The sequence below is a fragment of the Janthinobacterium sp. 64 genome (assembly GCF_002813325.1).
Classification (GTDB): domain Bacteria; phylum Pseudomonadota; class Gammaproteobacteria; order Burkholderiales; family Burkholderiaceae_D; genus Janthinobacterium.
The window spans coordinates 1,614,184-1,632,219 of sequence record NZ_PHUG01000001.1 but is presented as its reverse complement, the minus strand read 5'-3'; the positions used below and the strand labels follow the sequence as shown (position 1 = coordinate 1,632,219).

The 18,036-nt window shown below is 65.4% G+C and carries 11 protein-coding genes; 7 read left to right on the top strand and 4 right to left on the bottom strand.

Translation table 11 applies throughout. The annotated features are described in order from the left end of the window. Positions 1-68: 68 nt before the first annotated feature. The gene (locus CLU91_RS07115; protein WP_100876617.1) at positions 69-698 is read left to right on the top strand and encodes a LysE family translocator; all 630 of its coding nucleotides are present in this window, start codon (positions 69-71) and stop codon (positions 696-698) included. Here CLU91_RS07115 and CLU91_RS07110 read toward each other — a convergent pair. Further along, positions 661-1,389: a YceI family protein gene (locus CLU91_RS07110; protein WP_232730656.1), complete on the bottom strand. Its 729-nt coding sequence runs from the start codon at positions 1,387-1,389 to the stop codon at positions 661-663. The genes CLU91_RS07115 and CLU91_RS07110 overlap by 38 nt on opposite strands. Before the next feature lie 536 nt (positions 1,390-1,925). Next, a complete protein-coding gene (locus CLU91_RS07105; RefSeq protein ID WP_100873598.1) occupies positions 1,926-4,631 on the bottom strand; it encodes a M1 family metallopeptidase in 2,706 nt (901 codons plus the stop codon). 212 nt (positions 4,632-4,843) lie between these two features. Between CLU91_RS07105 and CLU91_RS07100 the strand changes: the two genes are divergently transcribed. Next, positions 4,844-5,467: a glutathione S-transferase family protein gene (locus CLU91_RS07100; RefSeq protein WP_100873597.1), complete on the top strand. Its 624-nt coding sequence runs from the start codon at positions 4,844-4,846 to the stop codon at positions 5,465-5,467. A gap of 92 nt (positions 5,468-5,559) precedes the next feature. Here the strand turns inward: CLU91_RS07100 and CLU91_RS07095 are convergent, their stop codons facing one another. Together CLU91_RS07095 and CLU91_RS07090 are read right to left on the bottom strand one after the other, a co-directional pair. After that, on the bottom strand, positions 5,560-7,665 hold the full coding sequence (locus tag CLU91_RS07095) for a prolyl oligopeptidase family serine peptidase (RefSeq protein ID WP_100873596.1): 2,106 nt from the start codon (positions 7,663-7,665) through the stop codon (positions 5,560-5,562). A 190-nt stretch (positions 7,666-7,855) separates the two neighbouring features. Beyond that, on the bottom strand, positions 7,856-9,544 hold the full coding sequence (locus CLU91_RS07090; RefSeq protein WP_100873595.1) for a CehA/McbA family metallohydrolase: 1,689 nt from the start codon (positions 9,542-9,544) through the stop codon (positions 7,856-7,858). A 334-nt stretch (positions 9,545-9,878) separates the two neighbouring features. On the opposite strand from CLU91_RS07090, the gene CLU91_RS07085 reads away from it, so the two are divergent. The 5 genes from CLU91_RS07085 to CLU91_RS07065 are packed head-to-tail and all read left to right on the top strand — an operon-like array spanning position 9,879 to position 18,008. Further along, positions 9,879-11,174, top strand: a complete 1,296-nt coding sequence (locus CLU91_RS07085) for an MFS transporter (protein WP_100873594.1) — start codon at positions 9,879-9,881, stop codon at positions 11,172-11,174. A gap of 10 nt (positions 11,175-11,184) precedes the next feature. Continuing rightward, complete coding sequence (gene nirB, locus CLU91_RS07080; protein WP_100873593.1) at positions 11,185-13,737, top strand: nitrite reductase large subunit NirB; 2,553 nt, start codon at positions 11,185-11,187, stop codon at positions 13,735-13,737. 12 nt (positions 13,738-13,749) lie between these two features. Beyond that, complete coding sequence (nirD, locus tag CLU91_RS07075) at positions 13,750-14,103, top strand: nitrite reductase small subunit NirD (RefSeq protein ID WP_198521445.1); 354 nt, start codon at positions 13,750-13,752, stop codon at positions 14,101-14,103. Further along, positions 14,100-15,326 carry an NAD(P)/FAD-dependent oxidoreductase gene (locus CLU91_RS07070; protein WP_100873592.1) on the top strand — a complete coding sequence of 409 codons (1,227 nt, stop codon included), beginning with the start codon at positions 14,100-14,102 and terminating at the stop codon, positions 15,324-15,326. The genes nirD and CLU91_RS07070 overlap by 4 nt, the downstream gene beginning before the upstream one ends. Positions 15,327-15,338: 12 nt before the next feature. Further along, the gene (locus CLU91_RS07065) at positions 15,339-18,008 is read left to right on the top strand and encodes a nitrate reductase (RefSeq protein WP_100873591.1); all 2,670 of its coding nucleotides are present in this window, start codon (positions 15,339-15,341) and stop codon (positions 18,006-18,008) included. Positions 18,009-18,036: the final 28 nt, after the last annotated feature.

The following is an 18,036-nucleotide window of genomic DNA, read 5'->3' as shown; positions in this document are numbered from 1 at the left end:
GGTCACTCATGTTCTGCCGGCATGGCGAGCGCTCCGGTATCATGGCGGCTTTTGCCCGCGAGTTCACCATGCTCAGTCCCGACCAGTTCCTGGCCTTCCTGGCCGCCGCCGTTTTGATCACCGCCAGTCCCGGCCCCGACAACCTGATGGTGCTGGGCGTGGGCATGTCGCGCGGACGCCGCCAGGGCATGGCATTCGGCCTGGGCTGCGCCCTTGGCTGCCTCACGCATACGGTGCTGGCGACCATCGGCGTGTCGGCCCTGCTGGCCGCCTCGCCCACGGCATTTACGGCGCTGAAAGTGGTTGGCGGCCTGTACCTGGTGTGGCTGGGCATCGGCGCCTTGCGCAGCCGTGGCGGCGCCAGAGTCGATGGCGCGGGCGCCTTGCCCGACGAGTCCTTGCTGCGCCTGTTCGGCAAAGGACTGTTTGCCAACAGTATCAATCCGAAAGTCGTGCTGTTTTTTCTGTCGTTCTTGCCGCAGTTTATCGTCGCGGGCCAGGGCAATGCCAGCTGGCAGACGGCGCAGCTGGGCCTGGTCTTTACGGCGCAGGCTTGCGTGCTGTTCTGCCTGCTCGGCTATTTTTCCGGTGCCGTCGGCCTGTGGCTCAACCGCCGCCCGCGCGCGGGCCTGTGGCTGGACCGCGTGGCCGGCACCATCTTCATCGGTCTGGGCTTGCGCCTGATCCTGGCGCGCTGAGTTCTTGCCGGGCGGTAATGCGAAACGCCAGTTCCATCTGATCCTGCACGGCTATGGCGCCGCCCAGGATGGCGAACGGCACGATGCCGAAGTCGCTCTGTTTCAACAGCAGGCTGCCGCTGGCCTGAATGCTGTGGCCATCGGCCGCTTGCTCGATGCGCACCGGCAGTTGCACCGTGCGCGTCACGCCATGCAAGGTGATGTCCGCCTCAAGCACTTCCTTGTCGCCCGTGCGGCGCGCCGCGATGCTGACCCACGGATAACGCTCGGCGTCCAGCACGCGCACCAGCATGTTGTGGCGCGTGCCGGCGATGGCGTCGGCCGACGGCGTCGTCGTCAGGCCGGCCGCCTGGCGCAAGCCCTCTTCATCCACACTCATCTGGTCGAGCCGGAACTGGAATTGCGCGCGTCCCGGCGCGGGCGCCACCACGCCTTGCAAGGTGCGGCTGGCGATCACGTGGTCATGTCCCAGGCGGGCCAGCGCGCCGCCGCGCCGCACGGTGATGGTCAGCAGCGATTCTTCGGGCGCGATGTACAGTAACTGCACGCCGGGCCGCTGCCACGCGGGCGCGGATGTGGCGGCAGGGGTAGCCGGCGTGAAAGCAGGGGCAGGGGCGGGCGGCAAGGGCGTGCAAGCGGCCAGCACGGCGCAGGCGAGCAGGAAAACGGTGCGAAGGTTCTGGCTGAACATGGGGCAGAAGGAACAAGGACGATGGGGGAATAGTACGCGATCGGCGCGGCGGCGCGCGTGCAATGTTAGAGCTACGTCATAAGGCGGTCATATGACGCTGTTATGATGCTTTTGTTGGCACACAGCATGCGTTGCGCAAGTCACTACGTTCCGGGAGCGATAGGATGCAGGCATGACTCAACAGCTTAGCCGGTGAGCTCAAGCATCGGCACCAGACACGTGAAACTTGTTTTGTAGTAATAATCGCAGGGCGGGGCAGGGAAAGTGCAGGGATAGTGCGGGGATTTAATGAAGTCCTAAGCCTGTGTCGGCGAAGGGCTGGCATAGTGGATACATGGCGCACGGAAACCCCGGGCGCAGGGTTGCCGGACACCTCAATGACCGGCACGATTTCCGCTTTCCTGTTTTTCCCAGTTTATCCCTGCGCTCTGAAACAGCGTTTCAACCGGCTACCGCACTTTGCGATGCCGGTCTTTTTTGCCTGCGTTTTCATCGGTGTTGATCACATCCCGGCGCCGTGGCGCCGGGAATTCCATTTAGCCCGTTTGCTTGGCCAGCCACGCATCGACGGCGGGCAGCCGTTCGGCGCGCACCTTGATGCGGTACTTGATGCCGGCCACGGAACTGTCGGCATCGCCACGCGCGCTGGCCGGCAGGTTGGCCTGCGCATACGCTTCCAGCTTGGCGATCATCTGCGGCTGCGCCGAGCCGGCGGCCAGGCGCGGGAAGTAGCGGCTGCGCGAACTGGCATCGATGCGTGCATTGACTTGCTCCAGGTGCGCCAGCGCGAAGTCGAAGGCCAGTTCCGGATGCGTGCGCGACACGCGCGAGATCATGGCCGGGCTGTTGGTCACGCCCGGTTCATCCGTCAGCGCCAGCGCCAGCGCGCGCTGCGCCAGGGCGGGATCGTCGCTCGACGCCAGCAAGTCGTATAGCTGATTCTTCACCAGCGGCGTCTTTTCCTGCTGCGCGCGGGCGTGCAGCTGCTCCCAGGTGGTCTCGTCCGCATGCTGGGCCACCACGCCCAGGATGGTGCGGCGCAGCGGCGCGGGCATGGCGGTGGGATCTTGTTCGCTGGCCGCGTAGCGGCGGCGCGCCTCGGCGATCACGCCCGGCTCACCCATGTCGCCGAGGATGGCAATCAGGCGTGCGCGCAGGGTCGCCACGCTCGACGCTTCGCCCGCGCGCGCTTCCCAGCCCGTCTGCGCCATCATGGGCGCCAGGCGCGCCATGGCGTAGCGGCCGAAGGCCTGCTGGCGCGTTTTGCTCTCCGTGCTATCACCGGCATACTGTTCGTACAGGTCGCCCAGGGCGCCGGCCACCTTGCCCAGCACCTGCGGGTCGGCCGACAGCGGCGTGGCCTTCACCAATTCCAGGAAATCGGCCAGGTTTTGCGCACCGGCCAGGCCCAGCGACTGGCTGTCTGCCAGCAAGCCCAGTTGGTCGATGGGCGCCAGGCGCGCAAAGCTGCCGGCCAGCGCGCGCGTGTTGGCGGGCGCGTACACGGTGCGGTAGTAGCCGCTCTGGCCCGCGTTCACCAGCAGGGCGCCGCAGCCGGGCACGTTCAGGGTCGCCTTGCCATTCTTGACCAGCACTCGGGCCAGCTTGCCGTTGCCGACCGTCGAGGCCATCACCGGCACTTTCCACGACAGCGGTTTTTTATTCGGCTGGTCCTTGCTGAACTCCGTCTGCGTGAGGGTCACGCGCGTGCTGCCGTTCCTGCACACGGCGTCGCCCACCGTGATCATTGGCACGCCTGGCTGGAGGGTGAAATCATGGGCGATGGCGCTGACGGACTTGCCGGCGGCCGCATCGACTTCGCGCCACAGGTCGTCCGACACCGTATTGCCATATGCATGCTTGCGCATGTAGCTGCGTACGGCCGTGCGCCAGGTGTCGGCACCCACGTAGGCTTCGAGCATGCGGATCACCGCTTCGCCCTTCTGGTAGGTGATGCCGTCGAAGGCCTGGCTGGCTTGCTCCACGGTGGCGATGCGCTGGATCACAGGATGCGTGGTGCGCAGCGCGTCCTGGCTCATGGCCGATTCGCGCCCGCCCACGTTGGACAGGGCCGTGTTCCATTCGGGGTGCAGACGCTCCGTGGTGCGGCTTTCCATCCACGACGCAAAACCTTCGTTGAGCCACAGGTCGTCCCACCAGCGCATGGTGACCAGGTCGCCGAACCACTGGTGCGCCATTTCATGCGACAGCGTGGTGTAGATGTTTTCCTTGTCCGACTGGGTCGAGATGGCCGGGTCGAGCAGCAGGCCGTATTCGAAGGTGAAGACGGCGCCCCAGTTTTCCATCGCGCCGAAGAACTGGCTGCGGCCCGGCGCGGCGATGTTGTCGAGCTTGGGCAGCGGGTAGCGGACGCCGAAGTAATCGTTGTACTCGCGCAGCAGGGCGGCTGACTCGTCGAGCGCGAAGCGGCTTTGCGCCAGCGCGCCTTTCTTCGTGATGACGCCGATTTCCGTGCCGTCGCTCATGGCCGTGGCGCGCTCGAAGTCGCCCAGGCCGAAGAACAGCAGATACGTCGACATGCGCGGCGTGGTGGCGAAGTACACGTGCTTCATGCCATAGCCCATCTCCTCGCTGCGGGCAATCGGCATGTTGCTGACGGCCATCTGGCTGCTCGGCACGACCACACTGAGATCGAAGGTGGCCTTGTAGTCCGGCTCATCCCACGACGGCAGCATGCTGCGCGCGTCCGAATTTTCGAACTGCGTGTACAGCGCCCGCTGGCGCCCTTGCGGCGTGTCGTAGTCGAGCGAGAACAGGCCCGTGGCCTGCGTGCCGATCTTGCCGCTGTAATCGATGCGCAACAGGTACTCGCCCTTGGCCAGTGGCTGGGCAAAATGCACCGTGGCCGTCTGCTTGTCCGCATCGAACGCGATCTTGCGCGTCACCTGCTTGCTGCCGCCCTGGCCTTCGATGGCGGCGGCGGCAAATGCCAGGTTCAAGGCATTGAAGGTGATGCTGGCCGTTGGCCTGTCGATGGCCACCTTGATGGCGGCTTCGCCCTTGAAGGTAGCGGCGGCGGCATCCGGCGTGATCGACACGATATAGTGCAAGGGCGTGACGCCGCGCGGCAGCTGCGTGGTGGTCGTGGTGGCGTGGCTGGCCGAGGCGTACCTGGCGGCGGGGGCGGCGTAGCCCGGGTTGAAGGCGGTGACGGCAGCCAGTGCCAGGACGGCGGCGGTCAGTTGGCTGCGCCGGAAGCGCGGAGTCGGTGTGCGATGCATGGTATGCCCTGGTTTCATGGATAAAACGCCCGCCAGCCGGATAGGCTGCGGGCGTGAGTGACGTGTTGGGGACATCGCTGAAACTGGTGGCCAGCGTTCCCGTACGGCAATCTAAGGCGAAACGGGGGCAAAGTCAACGCGCCAGGGCCGTCGCGCGGCTGCCGTGCGCTGGTATGATTGTGAACAACCATAACGAGACGAGACCCACGCACATGAAACTGACCATCAGCCCCCGCACGCCCAATCCGCGCCGCGTCACCATGTTCATCGCCGAGAAGGGCATCACCGGCATTGAGGAAGTGGCGCTCGACCTGATGGCGGGCCAGCACCGCGATCCCGCCTTCCTGGCGAAAAACCCGCTGGGCCGGGTGCCCGTGCTGGAACTGGCGGACGGGCGCGTGCTGACCGAGACGCGCGCCATCTGCACCTACCTGGAAGGTTTGCAGCCGCAGCCGAACCTGATGGGCGAGGGATTCGAGGAGCGCGCGTTTATCGAGATGGCTGACCGCCGCGTGGAACTGCATTTGTTCAGCGCCGCCGCCAACTGGGTGCGTCACGGCCATCCGGCCCTGGTGGCGCTGGAAAACCCGCAGTTCCCCGATTTCGCCACGGCGCAGGCGGGCAAGCTGCGCGAAACGGCGCAGTGGCTGGACCAGGTGCTGGCCGGCCAGCCGTACATCGCTGGCGAGCGTTTCACGATTGCCGACATCACGGCCTTCTGCGCGCTGGAATTTGCGCGCGGCCTGATGAAGTACCGGCCGGGCGCGGAAGGGTTGCAGAACCTGCAGGCCTACCGCGACCGCATCGCCGAGCGCCCCAGCGCGCAGGCGAAGTAAGGAATACCGCAGCCGGGCAGGCCGGTGATGTTGGGTAGGTCGGATTAGCGGGGCCGCCGAGGCGCGTGAGCGCGTAATCCGACACCACCACTTTACTTCAGCTGCTCGTGCAGGAAGGTGTAGGTCAGCGCCCACATCAGCGCCTGCTGGTCGTTGTTGGCCGCACCCGCATGGCCGCCTTCCGTGTTTTCCCAGTACAGCACGTCGTGGCCTTGCTCTTCCATCTTCGCCACCATCTTGCGCGCATGGCCAGGGTGGACCCGGTCATCGCGCGTGGAGGTAGTAAACAGCACGCGCGGATACTTTTTGTCCTTGAAGACGTTCTGGTACGGCGAGTACTTGCTGATGTAGGCCCATTGTTCCGCCACGTCCGGGTCGCCGTATTCTCCCATCCACGAGGCGCCCGCCAGCATCTTGTTATAGCGGCGCATGTCGAGCAGCGGCACCTGGCTGACGACGGCGTTGAACAGATCGGGACGCTGCACCAGCACGGCGCCCGTCAGCAGGCCGCCATTGCTGCCGCCCATGATGCCCAGGTGGCGCGGACTGGTGACTTTGCGCTTGATCAGGTCCTGTGCCACCGAGATGAAGTCGTCATATGCGCGCTGGCGGTTTTCCTTCAATGCCGCCTGGTGCCAGCGGGGGCCGAATTCGCCGCCGCCGCGGATATTCGCCAGCACGTACACGCCGCCTTTTTCCAGCCACGCCACGCCCGTGGTGCCGCTGTAGCTCGGTTTGAGCGACACTTCGAAGCCGCCGTAGCCATACAGCACGGTGGGATTGCTGCCATCGAACTTCGTCTTCTTGCCCATGATGGCGAAATACGGCACTTTCGTGCCATCCTTCGACGTCGATTCGAACTGCTCCACCTTGTATGGCGCCGCGTCGTAGTAGGCGGGCAGCGACTTGATTTTCGTGCGCTGGTCGCTTTGCGCCGTGGCCAGGTACAGGGTGGTCGGGTTGAGGAAGTCCGTCACCGTCAGGAAGTACTGGTCCGAGTCGACGGAATCGAGCGCGCTGACGGCCAGGGTGCCCAGTTTCGGCGCGTCGACGGCGCGGCGCTGCCACTTGCCGTTCACGTGGCGCAGTTCCGTCAGGCGGTTTTTCACTTTGTCCAGGGTGGTGACGAGGATGGTCGATTTCGTCGCCGTGACATTATCCAGCGACGATGTGGACGTGGGCGCGTACAGCACTTCCAGCACCTGCTTGCCCTGCATGAAGGCCTTGAAGTCGGTCGCCAGCAATGAGCCTTGCAGGTAGGTTTTGCCGTTGACTTTCCAGTCCGAGCGCAGGGTGATGATCAATTGGTCGCGCACGGTGAAGGCCGTGGCGTCGTCCGGCTTCGGCACTTTCTTCAAGTCGGCGCCGTCGCGCAGGAACATTTCTCCGCTGTAGAAATCGATTTGCCGCTCGATGAACTGGTGTTCGTGGCCGGGCGTGAAGTCCTTGTAGGCGCCCGCGCTCAAGTCGTCGGCCTTGGCTTCGTACAAGGTTTGCGCTTGCGCCAGCGGCGTGCCGCGCTGCCACTGTTTGATGATGCGCGGGTAGCCCGAACTGGTCATCGTGCCGGGGCCGAAATCGGTGGAGACGAACAGGGTATCCTGGTCGATCCAGCTGGCGCTGCCCTTCGCTTCCGGCAAGGTAAAACCGCCGTCGACGAAGGCGCGCTTGGCCACGTCGTATTCGCGCACCACCTTGGCGTCGCCGCCGCCGCGCGACAGGGAAATGAGGCAGCGTTCGCCCTTCGGATACAGGCAGGACGCGCCGCCCCAGACCCAGTTTTCACTCTCGCCGGCGGCCAGTTGGTCGAGGTCGATCACGGTTTCCCAGGCGGGTTCGGCCTGCTGGTACTGCGCCAGCGTGGTACGGCGCCAGATGCCGCGCACATGCTGCGCATCGCGCCAGAAATTGTAGTAAAACTCGCCTTCCTTGCTGACGTAGGGAATGCGTTCCTTCGAGTTGAGGATGGTTTTCAGGCGCGCCTGCAGGGCAGGGAAGCCGGGCCGGGCCTCCAGTTCTTTGGTGGTGACGGCATTGTGCTGCTTGACCCAGGCCAGCGGCTTGTCGCCGAGAACGTCTTCCAGCCACAAATGGGGATCGGTATTGGCGGCGGCGGGGGAAGGAGCTTGCGCATGGGCAATGCCCGCTGCGGCCAGGCCGAGCAGCATGCTGCCGGCGAGAATGCGATATGACGACATAGAGGGTTCCTGGTTGGTCCGATGGAGGCCGCGTTGCGGGCAAAACGGCGCAGCCATGGTGCCATGGATTGCTGCGGGGAACCAGTGTCTATGGGCGGCTACCTGAAAAAATACTTACTTTTCCAATATTGTTTGCTGGAATGGAAGCACGCCGCAGAATCTGCGGTGCGATACAGGCGAGGCGGCCTCCTCAAGGCAGCTGATTGACCCACACGGGCGCCGACCAGACGATATTGCCGTCGTCCTGCGTCAGGCGCGCGTAATAGAAGTGGGGGCCCGGCGCGGGCGTGACGGTGAGCTCGGCCTGGTCCGATATTTGGGTCACGGAGCCGTTGCCGCCCGGCACGCCGTGCAAGATGGCGATGACCGCCGCTTGCCGCCCCGCGCTGTTGCTGAAATGGGTGGCCAGGCGCAGCGACCCTCGGTTATCGAAGCGCTCGCCCATCAGCCTGCCATTCGCCGTGAACAGCAATTGCGCGTGCTTGTCCATCGTGGCAAAGACGCGGCGCGCGCGCAGCGCGTCGAGGAATTGTTCGCGTGACACGGGCATGCCGGCGGCCGCGCTGGCCACCAGCACGGCCGTGCGGTTGCCATACGACGCGCCCCAGTTGGCGCAGTGGTTATCCTGGTTGCTGCTGAAGGCCAGGTGGTAGCCCGCTGCCAGGGCCCGGTTGCAAGCCGCCTCGTAATTGCTGCGCCGGTTTTCCGTTTCCTCGTCGTTCGTGGAAAACGCGGACGTGTTCATCACTTCGCACAGCACCATGGCCGCGTCGCCATCTTGTGTGTAGCCCAGCGGCTGGCCGTTGACGAGAAACTGGCCCGCTGGCGCCGGGTGGTTGAACTGGCCGATCCAGCCCCGTTCGCGCATCAAGCTGTACAGGCCCGCGTAATCGCCCTTCGGCGTTTCCACATCGGCCAGCAGCTCGCCGCTGGCATTGCGTTCCCAGCCCAGCAACTGCTCGCTATTGAAGATATTTAGATGGCCACCCTTGTTGATGACGCCCCATTCCATGCCGTACAGGGCCAGGAAGCCCGGGTGGGCGGCCGTGTAGGCGGCCGCTTCGGCCAGTCCCGTCTGGTAAAGGGCCTTGGCTTCTGCCGGCACGGCGGCGGCGTTGGTGCCGTCCGAGCCGTCATACATATGGTTGTGTTCGGAGGTCAGCAAGGCGTCCAGGCCATGTTGCTGCGCATACATATAGGCGTCGATGGGGCCGTAGGGCGCCGTTTGCGGCTCCTGCGCGCCATGGCAGGCGTCGAGCGCCGCGCCGCCGTCGCTGTGGCGCGTCTGGCTGTGCAGGTTGGCGTAGACGATGCGGTAGTCGACCTGGCCTTCCAGGCGGGACAATTGTTGCAGGCCGGCCTGGAAGGCGGGCACCGCAGGTGCCGTGCTGGCACCCCGCTGCACCTGGATGTGCCATTGCTGCGCCACTTGCGCCTCTTGCGGCGTGCCCGCATCGGCCACGGCCAGCAAGCGCAGTTCGTAAAAGCCGTCCGGCGCCAGCACGCGCCGTTCGCGCGCATCGGCGTCGGCGCGGCCATCCCAGGGCAAGTTCACGCTTTTGCCTTTGGTCCCCACCTGTTCCGTGCCCGACCAGCGCCGCAGCACGGCACCTTGCGGGCCGGGGCCGGACAAGGTCAGGCTCCAGCGCACCGCATGCGAGCGGCCTGTGTCGGGATAGGCGAGGCGCAGGACAAATGTGCGCGCCTGCGTGACCCGCTCGCCGTGCGCGGCGCGGAAGGGCGCGACGACGGTGGCATCGAGTTCGCTGTGTTCCTTGGCCTCTTGCGCGGCAGCGGTGTTGCTCCACGTAATGAGCAACACGCCGACGCACGCGCAAGCCAGCCACGGTGGCCGCCAGCGGCGCAGTGTCTTGACCATTGTGGCCTCCCGCGACGACTTCGAATGGTATTTAGACAAGAATTGCCATCGCTGGTTCCCGCATGCACCAGCAAGTGGCGTGTTTGCACCGTGATTGGCCATGATCTGGCGCAAACCTCGTACCGATAAGGCGATTTGCCCCTGCGGCAAGCTGGCACGGCGCTTGCTAAACAGAAGGTACGGATCAACGGCGATCCCCTGAATAAACGCACAACGGTCCAACGACGGACCACCTGGACAACGGCGTCCGCTCTGGCTGATTTTTTTCATCGGCGGGGGCGGGCGCCGTTTTTGTTTGCATCTTTGTTATTTTCGGGATACTTCGGGAACCTATATGGCCAGCCAAAAAGCAACGCGCATCGCGCTCTTCTCCCTCGCCACGCCGCCCATGCGGGCATTTCACCTGACGTGGATGGCATTTTTCGTGTGTTTCTTCGCCTGGTTCGCCTGCGCGCCGCTGATGCCGGTCATCAAGGGCGAGTTCGGTCTTTCCCTGGCGCAAGTGGCGAACATCAATATCGCGGCCGTCGCCATCACCATCCTCGTGCGCCTGATCGTCGGGCCCTTGTGCGACCGCTACGGCCCCCGCAAGACCTACACGGGCTTGCTGCTGCTGGGCGCCATTCCCGTGCTGGGCGTGGCCGCCTCGCAAAGCTATGAAAGCTTTCTGTTCTTCCGCCTGGGTATCGGCGCCGTCGGTGCCAGCTTCGTCATCACGCAATATCACACCTCCGTGATGTTCGCCCCCCGCGTTGTCGGCACGGCGAATGCGGCCGCCGCCGGCTGGGGCAATGCGGGCGGCGGCGCGGCGCAGGCGCTGATGCCGCTGCTGCTCGGTGCCGTGCTGATGCTGGGCGTGTCCGAATCGCTGGGCTGGCGCATCGCCCTGCTGGTGCCGGGCGTGCTGATGCTGGTGATGGCCGTGCTGTACTGGCGCTATACGCAGGATTGCCCGGAAGGCAATTACTCGGACTTGCGCGCCGCTGGCATCGCCATTGAGGGGGGTAAAAAGGGTGGCTGGGACAGCTTCAAGGCGGCCAGCTCCAACTACCGCGTGTGGCTGCTGTTCGTCACCTACGGCGCCTGCTTCGGCATCGAGATTTTCATCCACAACATCGCCGCCGTGTACTACGTCGACCATTTCGGCCTGTCGCTGAAATCGGCCGGCCTGGCCGCCGGCAGCTTCGGCTTGCTGGCCCTGTTTGCCCGCGCCCTGGGCGGCTGGCTGTCCGACAAACTGGCCCTGCGCGGCAACCTGAACAGCCGCGTGACCCTGCTGTTCATGCTGATGATCGGCGAAGGCGTGGGCTTGCTGTGGTTTGCCAAGGTCGACAGCGTCACGTACGCCGTCATCGCCATGCTGGTCTTCGGCCTGTTCACCCATATGGCTTGCGGCGCCACCTACGCGCTGGTGCCCTTCATCGACAGCAAGGCCCTGGGCGGCGTGGCCGGCATCATCGGCGCCGGCGGCAACGTGGGTGCCGTGGCGGCCGGTTTCCTGATGAAGGGCACGGGCGACATCCGCCAGACCTTGATCATCCTCAGTGCGCTGGTGGTGATCTCGGCCCTGTGCGCCATCGCCGCCCGCTTCACGGGGCTGGCGGCCGAACCGAACATGGCCACGGCCTGAGGAGAGCAGAATGAACCACCCCGTGAAGATCGTCGTCCTTGGCCATGGCATGGTCGGGCACAAATTCCTCGAACGGCTGGCGCTGGAAAACAATACGCGCTTGTCCGTGACGGTCTTGTGCGAAGAGCCGCGCCCCGCCTATGACAGGGTGCACCTGTCCGAATTTTTCAACGGCAAATCGGCCGAGGACCTGTCGCTGGTGGCGCCCGGCTTTTTCGACAAGGGCAACGTCGTGTTGAAGCTCAATGCGCGCGCCGTGTCCATCGACCGCGCGGCGAAAACCGTCACGGCCAGCACCGGTGAAGTGCTGGCCTACGACAAGCTGGTATTCGCCACCGGTTCCACGCCGTTCGTGCCGCCGCTGCCGGGCAAGGAGCGCGATGGCTGTTTCGTCTACCGCACCATCGAAGACCTGGAAGCCATGCTGGCCTGGGGCGCCAAGTCCAAAACGGGCGTGGTCATCGGCGGCGGGCTGCTGGGCCTCGAATGCGCGAAGGCTTTGCGCGATTTGAAGCTCGACACCCACGTGGTGGAATTCGCGCCGCGCCTGATGGCCGTACAGGTCGATGAAGGCGGCGCGCGCGTCCTGCGCCGCAAGATCGAGGAACTGGGCGTGACCGTGCACACGCAAAAGAACACCCTGGCCATCCTTGATGGCGAAGCGGCCACGCACCGCATGCAGTTTGCCGATGGCAGTCACCTGGAAGCGGACATGATCGTCTTCTCGGCCGGCATCCGCCCCCGCGACGAGCTGGCGCGGGTCTGCGGCCTGGAGGTGGGACCGCGCGGCGGCATCGCCATCGACGACAGCTGCGTCACCTCCGACCCGGATATTTACGCGATCGGCGAATGCGCGCTGTGGGGCGGCCTGGTCTTCGGCCTGGTGGCGCCCGGCTATGAAATGGCGCGCATCGCGGCGCGCCATGTGCTGGAAGAGGAGGGCGAAGCCTCGTTCAAGGGCGCCGACATGAGCACCAAGCTCAAACTGATGGGCGTGGACGTGGCCAGCCTCGGCGACCCGCACGGCAATGCGCCGGGCAGCCGCTCCTACCAGTTCATGGACGAGCGCAAGCAGATCTACAAGAAGATCGTCGTCTCCGATTGCGGCAAATACCTGCTCGGCGGCGTGATGGTGGGCGACGCCAGCGAATATGGCACCTTGCTGCAGATGATGCTCAATAAAATCGAGCTGCCCGAGTTTCCCGAATTTCTCATCCTGCCGCAGGCGGACGGCCAGCAAAAGGTGGGCCTGGGCGTGGACGCCTTGCCCGAGTCGGCGCAAATCTGCTCGTGCAACGACGTGTCGAAGGGCGCGCTGTGCACGGCCGTCGCCGAGGGCGCCACCACCATAGCCGCCCTGAAAAGCTGCACGAAAGCGGGCACCGCGTGCGGCGGCTGCGTGCCTTTGGTCACGCAGATCATGAAGGCGGCAATGCAGAAGCAGGGCCTGATGGTGAACAATCACGTGTGCGAGCATTTTGCGTACTCGCGCCAGGAATTGCACCACCTGGTCCGTGTCGGCAAAATCCGCAGCTTTGGCGAACTCCTGGGCGCGCATGGCCAGGGTCTCGGTTGCGACGTGTGCAAGCCCGTGGCGGCGAATATCCTGGCGTCTTGCTGGAACGATTTCGTCCTGTCGCCCGTGCACGCCAGCCTGCAGGACAGTAACGATTACTTCCTCGGCAATATCCAGAAGGATGGCACGTACTCGGTGGTGCCGCGCATGCCGGGCGGCGAAGTGACGGCCGACGGCTTGATCGCCGTGGGCATGGTGGCGAAAAAATATGGTCTCTATACGAAGATCACGGGCGGCCAGCGGGTCGACCTGTTCGGCGCAAGAGTCGACCAGTTGCCGGCCATCTGGGAAGAACTGATCGCGGCCGGCTTCGAATCGGGCCACGCCTACGGCAAGTCGCTGCGCACGGTGAAATCGTGCGTCGGTTCCACCTGGTGCCGCTATGGCGTGGCCGACAGCGTGGGCTTTGCCATCGAGCTGGAGAACCGCTACAAGGGCTTGCGCACGCCGCACAAGATCAAGTTCGGCGTTTCCGGCTGCACGCGCGAATGCGCCGAGGCGCAGGGCAAGGACATCGGCCTGATCGCCACGGAAAAGGGCTGGAACCTGTACGTGTGCGGCAATGGCGGCATGAAGCCGCGCCACGCGGAACTGATCGCCTCCGATCTCGACGAAGCGACCCTGGTGCGCTATGTCGACCGCTTTTTGATGTTTTACGTGCGCACGGCCGACCGCCTGCAGCGCACCAGCGTGTGGCGCGACAACCTGGAAGGGGGCCTCGATTACCTCAAGCGCGTCATCATCGACGACAGCCTGGGCATGGCGGCGGAACTGGAAGCGGACATGCAGCACGTGGTCGACACCTACGCCTGCGAATGGAAAGCGGCCGTCACCGACCCCGCCGTGCGCCAGCGTTTCCGCCATTTCGTCAACAGCGAAAAGAACGATGACAACGTGGTGTTCGTCGAAGAGCGGGGCCAGATCCGGCCTGCCACGCCGAGTGAACGCCGCAGCACCGTGATCCCCATCCTTGCCGTGGAGGCTTGAGCCATGAATGCGATGAATGAACTGTCCGGCGCCAGCGCCGACAACTGGGTGGCCGTCTGTCCCTTGCTTGATATCGTGCCCGACACGGGCGTGTGCGCGCTGCTGGGGGGGCGCCACGTGGCCGTGTTCCGCGTCGGCGATGCCGCGCCGCGCGTGTACGCCATCGATAATGTCGACCCGAACGCGGGCGCTTCCGTGCTGTCGCGTGGCCTGGTGGGCAGCATCGGCGAGCGAGTCGTCGTCGCCTCGCCCATCTACAAGCAGCATTTCGACCTGGCCAGCGGCGAGTGCCTGGAAGCGCCCGAACATTCCGTCGCCGCCTGGCCCGCGCGCGTGTTCGGCGGTATGGTGTGGGTGGCCATATGAACACCGCCGCGCGGCCGTCTTTAGTCGTGGTCGGCAACGGCATGGCCGGCATGCGCACGGTCGAGGAACTGTTGAAACTCGCGCCGGACCTGTACGACATCACCGTGTTCGGCGCCGAACCGCACGGCAATTACAACCGCATTTTGCTGTCTCCCGTGCTGGCCGGTGAAAAGACGGTGGATGACATCATGCTGCACACGCGGCACTGGTATGCGCACAACGGCATCACCCTGCACGCGGGCGACCCCGTGGTGCGCATCGACCGCAAGGCGCGCACCGTGCAGGCGCTGTCGGGCATCGAAGTGCGCTACGACCGCCTGCTGCTGGCCACCGGATCGACGCCGTTCATCGTGCCCGTGCCGGGCCACGACCTGCCCGGCGTGATCGGCTTTCGCGACATCAGCGACGTCGACACCATGCTGCAGGCGGCGCGCACGCATCGCCACGCCGTGGTCATCGGCGGCGGCTTGCTGGGACTGGAAGCGGCCAACGGCTTGCAGCGCCAGGGCATGGACGTCACCGTGGTGCACATGAGCGGGGCCCTGATGAACCAGCAGCTCGATGCGCCCGCGTCGATGCTGTTGAAAACGGCGCTGGAAGCGCGCGGCCTGCGGTTTTTGATGCAGGCACAAACGGCGGAAATTGTCGGCACCGAGCGGGTGCAGGCAGTTCGCTTTGCCGATGGCACGTCGATCCCGGCCGACCTGGTGGTGATGACGGCCGGCGTGCGACCCAACATCGCGCTGGCGCAAGCGGCCGGCCTGCACTGCGAGCGGGCCATCGTCGTCGACGACTGCCTGCAAAGCTATGACCCGCGCGTGTACGCGGTGGGCGAGTGCGTGCAGCACCGGCGCGCCACCTTCGGCCTGGTGGCGCCCATCTGGGAGCAGGCGCGCGTATGCGGCGCGCACCTGGCCGGCGCGGGACACCGGCGCTATGTGCAGCAGGCCAGCGCCACCAAATTGAAAGTGACGGGCATCGACCTGTATTCGGCCGGCGACATCATCGGCGGCGAAGGCAGCGAAGACCTGGTGCTGCGCGATCCGCGCCGCGGCGTCTACAAGCGCCTGGTGGTGCAGGGCAGCCGCCTGGTGGGCGCCGTGCTGTATGGCGAGGTGCAGGACGGTCCCTGGTATTTCGACCTGATCCAGCAGCGCCGCGACATCAGCGCGCTGCGTTCCCATTTATTGTTTGGCCAGGCCCTGTGCGGCCAGGCCGCCTGACAGGACCTCCCCATGACAAGCTGCACGCCCGTAAAAACCACTTGCCCGTACTGCGGCGTCGGCTGCGGCGTGGAAGCGACACGCCTGCCCGACGGCGCCATCCGCATCGCCGGCGATAGCAGCCACCCGGCCAACCTGGGCAAGTTGTGCGTGAAAGGCTCGGCGCTGGGCGACACCCTGGACCTCGACAAGCGCCTGCTGTATCCGCAGGTGCGTGTCGATGGTGTGCTGCAGCGCGCTTCCTGGGATGCCACGCTGGACCGGGTGGCCGGCGGCTTGCGCGCCATCATCGCTGAACACGGCCCCGACGCCGTCGCCCTGTACGTCTCGGGCCAGCTGCTGACGGAAGATTATTATGTGGCCAATAAATTCATGAAGGGCTATGTGGGCAGCGCGAATATCGACACCAATTCGCGCCTGTGCATGTCGTCGGCCGTGGCGGGACACAAGCGCGCGTTCGGCGAGGATATCGTGCCGGGCTGCTATGACGACCTGGAGCTGGCCGACATGGTGGTGCTGGTGGGCTCGAACACGGCCTGGTGCCATCCTATTTTGTTCCAGCGCATCGCCCGCATCCGCGAAACCCGGCCGGAGATGAAGCTGGTGGTGATCGACCCGCGCCGCACGGCCACCTGCGAGCTGGCCGATGTCCATTTGCCCGTGAAACCGGGCACCGACGTGTGGCTGTTCAACGGCTTGCTGTGCTATCTGGCGAAGGAGGGCGTGATCGCCGATGATTTCGTCACGCGGCACAGCAGCGGCCTCGATGAGGCGCTGGCCGCTGCCCATGTCGACTGTTCCGATCCTTTGCGTGTGGCGAAAATCTGCAAGGTCGATCCGCTTGCCTTGCTGGCGTTTTACCAGGCGTTTGCCGCCACGCGCAAGGTCGTCACGGCGTTTTCGCAGGGCGTGAACCAGTCGTCCTCCGGCACGGACAAGGTCAACAGCATCATCAACTGCCACCTGGCGACGGGGCGTATCGGCCAGCCAGGCATGGGGCCGTTTTCGCTGACGGGCCAGCCGAACGCCATGGGCGGGCGCGAAGTGGGCGGCCTGGCCAACATGCTGGCGGCGCACCTGGAATTGGATAATCCCCTGCACCGCGACACCGTGCAGACGTTCTGGGACTCTCCCGGCATGGCGCACAAGCCTGGCCTGAAAGCGGTGGAACTGTTCCACGCGATCGAAGCGGGCAAAGTAAAAGCCGTGTGGATCATCGCCACCAATCCGCTCGTCAGCATGCCGGACGCCGACCAGGTGCGCCGCGCGCTGGCCAAGTGCGAGCTGGTGGTGGTGTCGGACATCAGCGCGCAGTCGGACACGAACGCGCATGCCGACGTGCTGCTGCCCGCGCTGGGCTGGGGCGAGAAGGATGGCACGGTGAGCAATTCGGAGCGCCGCATCTCGCGCCAGCGGGCGTTCTTGCCGGCGCCCGGCGCGGCGCGCGCCGACTGGGACGTGCTGTGCGACGTGGCGCGGCGCATGGGTTATGCCGGCTTCGATTTCACGTCGCCGCAAGCCATCTTCGATGAGCACGCGCGCCTGTCCGCTTTCCGCAACGAGGGAGCCACCAAGCGCCTGTTCAACCTGTCGAACCTGGTGGCGCTGAGCGCCGCGCAGTACGATGATCTGGCGCCGCAGCAGTGGCCGCAGGGCCAGGCGCGCCTGTTCGGCGACGGCCGCTACGCGCATGCGGACGGCCGCGCGCGTTTCGTGCCGACGGCGCCGCGCGCGCCGCGCAATGCGCCCGACGCAGAGTATCCGCTGATCCTCAACACGGGCCGGGTGCGCGACCAGTGGCACACGATGACGCGCACGGGCAAGGCGGCGAAACTGTCGGGCCATGTCGCCGAAGCGTTCATCGATATTCACCCGCAGGATGCGCTGCTGTACAGCGTGCGCGAAGGCGAGCTGGCGCGCATTTCCAGCGCCTGGGGCGCGATGGTGGCGAGGGTCGTGCATGGCGGCGGCATCGTGCGCGGCCAGGTCTTCGTGCCGATCCACTGGAGCGACGCCAATGCGTCGGACGCGCGCGTGGGCGCCGTCGTCAACCCGGTCGTCGACACCGTCTCGGGCGAACCCGAATTCAAGCATACGCCCGTGCGCATCGAGCAGTTCCGCGTGCACTGGCATGCTTTCGTATTGAGCCGCACGCCCTTGAAGCTGGACGGCGTGGCGCACTGGACGCGCATCCAGGGCGAGCAATTCCTGCGCTATGAACTGGCGGGTCGCCAGCGCATCGAGGACTTGGGCGCCTGGGCGCGCGCGCTGCTCGGCGTCACGGACGACGACGCCGACTGGCTCGATTATGCCGACGCCAGCGCCGGCGTGTACCGCGCCGTGCACCTGGACGAAGGACGCATCGCGCAATGCGTGTATGTCTCGCCGCGTCCCGACCTGCCGTCGCGCAGCTGGCTGGCGGGCCTGTTTGCGCACGCGCAAATGGATGCGGCGGACCGCGCCGGCGTGCTGCTGGGCCAGCCCATCGGCAAGGGCGCCGACGCCGGTCCCACCGTGTGCTCGTGCTTTGGCGTGGGCCGCAACACCATTTGCGCCGCCATCGTGGAGCAAAAACTGACGACGACGGCACAGGTGACGGCCTGCGTCAAGGCGGGCGGCAATTGCGGCTCCTGCGTGCCCGAGATACGACAGTTGCTGCTGGAGGCGCGCAGCGCAGCCTGATAATCTGTCCTTTCCTGCGCGGCTTTGT